This is a genomic window from Embleya sp. NPDC025285 (assembly GCF_055558835.1).
The window spans coordinates 1-5957 of record NZ_JBVHLU010000224.1; the positions used below are offsets into that span (position 1 = coordinate 1).

Genomic DNA, 5957 nt, shown 5'->3' on the forward strand with positions numbered 1-5957 from the left:
TGCCGGTGGACTACGCGTCGCACTCGGTACAGGTCGAATCGATCCGCGAACGGCTCTTGACGGAACTGGCCGACATCGAACCGATGGCGCCGACCATCCCGTTCTATTCGGCGGTCACGGCCGAGCGGCTGGAGACCACCGCCCTCGACGCGAACTACTGGTACACCAACCTCCGGCAAACCGTCCGCTTCGAGGAGACCGTTCGGCTGCTTCTTCGGCAGGGGCACGACGCCTTCGTCGAGGTGAGTGCCCACCCCGTGCTGACCACGGCGATCGAGGACACGATCGAGTCCGCCGACGTCCAGGCCGTGGTGCTGGGCACGCTGCGCCGAGGCGAGGGTGGACCGGAGCGCTTCACCACCGCGCTGGCGGAGGCGTACGTGAACGGTCTCGCCGTGGACTGGTCGCCGCTACTGGGCAACCACGACCGCGGCCTTGTGCACGTCGACCTGCCGACGTACGCCTTCCAGCACGAGCGCTACTGGCTGGAACGTACGGTCTCGAACGGTGACGCACGCGGATTCGGCCAGGCCGAGGCGGACCATCCACTGCTCGGCGCGGCGGTGCAACTCGGTGGCGGGCAAGGCGCCGTACTGACCGGCCGGATCTCGCTCCGGTCGCACGCCTGGCTGCGCGACCACGCGGTCAACGGGACGGTGTTGCTGCCCGGCACCGCGTTCGTGGAGCTGGCGATCCGGGCCGGGGACGAGGTCGGCTGCGGTGGGATCGCCGAACTCGCTCTGGAAGCACCGCTGGCGATTCCCGAGCGGGAAGCCGTGCAGATCCAGGTGATCGTGGACGCCCCCGATGACGGCGGACAGCGCGGCGTATCCGTATACGGACGGGCCCAGAGCGGCGGAGCCCTGGACGACGCCTGGACCCGACACGCCTCCGGTGTGCTGGCGCCGTCCCTTGCCGAAGCCGTGGACGAATTCGGACCATGGCCGCCCGCCGGTGCGCAATCCGTGGCCCTGGACGGCTTCTACGCCGACTTGGCGGCCGCCGGATACGGTTACGGTCCGGCGTTCCAGGGCTTGCGCGCGGCCTGGCGTTCGGGCGACGACGTATACGCCGAGGTGTCCCTCCCGGCCGAACAGGTCCGCGACGCCGAGCGGTTCGGACTCCATCCGGCGCTGCTGGACGCCGCTCTCCACGCCGCCGGCCGCACCAGTCTGGGCGCCGCCGAGGCGGGCACGGTCCGGCTGCCCTTCGTGTGGACGGACGCCACGCTGCACGCGACCGGCGCCACCGCGCTGCGGGTTCGACTGACCGTCACGGGTACCGACACCCTGGCAGTGCACGCGGCCGACTCCTCCGGCCGGCCGGTGTTCTCCGCGCGGGGCCTGACCGTGCGACCGATGGCACCGGACCGGCTCGACCTGGTCCGCGGCCCCGCGCACGACGCACTCTTCCTCGTCGACTGGACCCCGGTCGAACCGACGGAGATCACGACCGGTACCTGGGCCGTGCTCGGGTCGGACGCGGCGGAGTCGGTCGACCGGCTGCGTGCCGGGAACGTCCGCGCCGAGGCGTACACCGACCTGCATGCGGTCGGCGAGATCGATGGCGCCGTTCCGGACGTCGTCGCGGTCACGTTCCTTCCTCCGGCCGACATAGTCGAGTCCGAAGAGCGCGCCGCGCCCGGGACGGCGGACGCGGTGGTGGAGACGCTCACGGGCGTCCTCGCCATAGTCCAACAGTGGCTGGCAGACCAGCGTTTCGCTTCCTCTCGGCTGGTGGCCGTGACGCGCGGTGCGATCCGGACCGCTGACGGTTCCGGAGCCGCAGACCTCGTGCACGCCCCGCTCTGGGGGCTGCTGCGCAGCGCGCAGAGCGAGCACCCGGGCCGCTTCGTCCTCGTCGATCTCGACCCCGACGACCCGTCCCTCGCCGCGCTCCCCGCAGCCCTGTCCTGCGCGGAACCACAGGTCGCGGTCCGCGACGGCGCCCTGCTGGCACCGCGGTTGGCCCGTACCGCGTCGGGCGCCGGTCTGGTTTCCCCGCCCTCCGGCGCCTGGCGCCTGGAGACGGCCCGGGCGGGCACCCTGTCGAATTTGGCCCTCCTGCCCGCCCCGGAGGCGGAACGGCCGCTGGACCCGATCGAGGTGCGGATCGCCGTCCACGCGGCAGGGGTCAACTTCCGCGACGTGCTGATCGGGCACGGCATGGTGCCGAATCAGACCGGCATGGGCAGCGAGGGCGCCGGCGTCGTCACGGAGGTCGGTTCGGAGGTATCGGGATTTGCGGTCGGTGACCGGGTGTTCGGGATGTTCCGGGACGCATTCGGTCCGGTGGCGGTGGCCGACAGCCGGATGACGGCCGCGGTTCCCGAGGCTTGGTCGTTCGAGCGGGCGGCGTCGGTGCCGGTGGTGTTCCTGACGGCGTATTACGGCTTGGTCGAGCTGGGTGGTCTGCGGGCCGGTGAGTCGGTGTTGGTTCATGCCGGCGCGGGTGGGGTGGGGATGGCGGCGGTGCAGATCGCGCGTCATCTGGGTGCCGAGGTATTCGCGACGGCGAGTGAGGGCAAGTGGGACACTCTGCGATCGCTGGGTCTGGACGACGCCCACATCGCCGATTCCCGCACGCTCGACTTCGAGGAGCACATCCGTACGGCCACCGGTGGGCGTGGTGTGGATGTGGTGTTGAACTCTCTCGCGGGTGAGTTCGTGGACGCCTCGCTGCGGCTCCTGGCCGACGGTGGCCGGTTGTTGGAGATGGGCAAGACCGACATCCGGGATGCGGAGGCGGTGCGGGTCGGGTATCCCGGGGTTTCGTATCAGGCGTACGACCTGCTGGACGCGGGGCCGGAGCGGATCGGGAAGCTGCTCGGCGACCTCTTGGGGTGGTTCGGGTCGGGTGCGCTGGTGCCGATCACGGTGCGGTCGTGGGATGTGCGGCGGGCGCCGGAGGCGTTCCGGTTCATGGCGCAGGCCAGGCACACCGGGAAGCTCGTACTGCGGATGCCGGTGCCGCTCGATCCGGGCGGGACCGTCCTGATCACCGGCGGCACGGGCACCCTGGGCGGCCTGGTGGCCCGCCATCTGGTCACGCGACACGGCGTGCGCAACCTCGTACTGGCGAGCCGGCGCGGCCCCGACGCCTCTGGCGCAGTCGAGTTGAAGGCCGAACTCACCGGTCTCGGCGCCCGGGTGGTCCTGGAAGCGTGCGATGCGGCCGATCGGGAAGCCCTCGCCGCACTCCTGGCGCGGATCCCCGTCGGCGCGCCGCTCACGGCGGTTGTCCATGCCACCGGTGTCCTGGACGACGGCCTGATCGAGTCGATGACCCCCGAGAGCCTGGAACGTGTGCTGCGATCCAAGGTCGACGGCGCGGTCAACCTGCACGAACTCACTGCCCACCACGACCTCTCCGCCTTCGTCCTCTTCTCCTCCCTCGCCGGCGTGCTCGGCAACGTCGGCCAAGCGGGCTATGCGGCGGCCAACACCTTCCTGGACGCCCTCGCGGGACAGCGGCACGCGGACGGCCTTCCGGGGAGTTCCGTGTCGTGGGGCCTGTGGGCCGACGCGAGTGGCATGACCGGGCAGCTCGGCCGGCAGGACCTCGCCAGGATGCACCGCTCCGGCATCGCCGCGATGACGGCCGAACAGGGCCTCGGGTTGCTCGACGCCACCCTGAACGTCGACGAACCGCATTTCGTGGCAGCCAGGTTGGTGCACACCGCGCTTCGCACCCAAGCCGCGGCCGGTGTGCTGCCCAGGCTCCTCCAGGGCCTCGTTCGCACCCGCGGGGCGCGCCGTGCCGTCGAGACGGTCGGCGGCGGACAGCACAACCCGCTGGTTCGCGAGCTTCAGGCGGTCACGGACGCCGAGCAGACCCACATCCTGGTCGATCTGATCCGCGCCAACGTCGCTGCGGTCCTCGGCCACGGTTCCGCCGGATCGACGGACGCGGGACACGCGTTCAAGGATCTCGGCTTCGACTCGCTCACCTCCGTCGAGTTGCGTAACCGCCTCAACACGGCCACCGGGCTGCGACTGCCGACCACCCTCGTGTTCGACCACCCGACCCCGCTCGCCCTCGCCGGGTTCCTCCGCGGCGAGTTGCTCGGCACGGCCGGTGCCGTCGCGATCCCGGTCTCCGGGCCCGCCGTGGACGACGCGGCGATCGCGATCGTCGGCATGGCCTGCCGGTTCCCCGGCGGGGTCGGTTCGCCGGAGGATCTGTGGCGCCTGGTGGCCGACGGCCGCGACGCGATCGCCGGCTTCCCGACCGACCGTGGCTGGGACCTGGACGGTCTGTATGACCCGAACCCCGAGCGGCACGGCAAGAGTTACGTCCGTACCGGTGGATTCCTGGACGACGTGGCCGACTTCGACGCCGAGTTCTTCGGCATCTCGCCGCGTGAGGCGCTCGCGATGGACCCGCAACAGCGGCTGCTGATGGAGTCTTCGTGGGAGGCGATCGAGCGGGCCGGGATCGACCCGGCCACGCTGCGCGGCAGCCGGACCGGCGTGTTCTTCGGCATGCTCGCCAAGGACTACGCCACGCGCCTCGACCGTACGCCCGAGGACGTCGAGGGCTACCTGGGCACCGGAAACGCCGGCAGCGTCGGCTCCGGCCGAGTCGCGTATACCTTCGGCCTCGAAGGCCCGGCGGTGAGCGTCGACACGGCGTGCTCGTCCTCGCTGGTGAGCCTGCACCTGGCCGCGCAGGCGCTGCGCGGCGGCGACTGCTCGATGGCACTGGTCGGCGGCGTCAGCGTGATGCCGACCCCGGGCCTGTTCGTCGAGTTCAGCCGCCAACGGGGCCTTGCGTCGGACGGCCGCAGCAAGGCGTTCTCCTCGACCGCCGACGGCACGAGTTGGTCCGAGGGCGTCGGGGTGCTCTTGGTGGAGCGGCTCTCGGACGCCGAGCGCAACGGCCACCGGGTGCTGGCGGTGGTCCGCGGCACCGCGATCAATCAGGACGGTGCCAGCAACGGCCTGGCCGCGCCCAGCGGGCCCTCGCAGCAGCGGGTGATCCGGCAGGCGTTGGCGAATGCGGGGTTGAGCGCGCAGGACGTGGACGCCGTCGAGGCGCACGGCACCGGTACGACGCTCGGCGACCCGATCGAGGCCCAGGCGATCATCGCCACCTACGGCCAGGACCGTGCGCCCGGCTTCCCGCTGTGGCTCGGCTCGCTGAAGTCGAACCTCGGTCACGGCCAAGCGGTTTCCGGCATCGCCGGGGTGATCAAGACGGTGATGGCGCTGCGCGAGGGCCTGCTGCCCAAGACGCTGCACGTGGCCGAGCCGACTCCGCACGTGGACTGGACGGCGGGCGACGTCGAGTTGCTGACCGAGGCACGGGAGTGGCCGGACACGGGCCGGCCGCGCCGGGCGGGCGTCTCCTCCTTCGGGATCAGCGGTACGAACGCGCACGTGGTGCTGGAGCAGGCACCCGTCGGGGAGCCCGCGATCGAGCCGTCGGCCACGGGCGGGCCTCCCGGTACGGCTCTGCCGTTCCTGCTGTCGGGCAAGTCGGCGGCCGCCCTGGGCGGGCAGGCGCTGCGGTTGGCCGACTTCGTGGGCGAACGGGAGGCGGCGGACCCGGCCGAGGTGGCATCGGCGCTGTTCGCGTCACGCGCGGTGTTGGAGTACCGGGGTGTCGTACTGGCTGCGGATCGGGCCGAGTTGGCGTCCGGGTTGGCGGCGCTGGCGGCAGGGGAGCCCGGATCGCGTGTGCTTTCGGGTGTGGCGAGGTCTTCGGGACGCACTGTGCTGGTGTTCCCGGGTCAGGGGTCGCAGTGGTTGGGGATGGCGGCGGGGTTGTTGGGTTCGTCGGCGGTGTTCGCCGGGCGGATCGCGGAGTGTGAGGGGGCGCTCGCGCCGTTTGTGGATTGGTCGTTGTCGTCGGTTCTGGGGTCGGAGTCGGAGGAGTGGCTGGGTCGGGTCGATGTGGTGCAGCCGGTGTTGTGGGCGGTGATGGTGTCGCTTGCCGAGTTGTGGCGTTCGTTC

1 protein-coding gene is annotated in these 5957 nt (G+C 71.4%); it reads left to right on the forward strand.

All coding sequences use genetic code 11. The features are described 5' to 3' along the window. The coding region (locus ACZ4FV_RS51500) for an SDR family NAD(P)-dependent oxidoreductase (protein WP_465328326.1) at positions 1-5957 on the forward strand (5957 nt) is incomplete at both ends.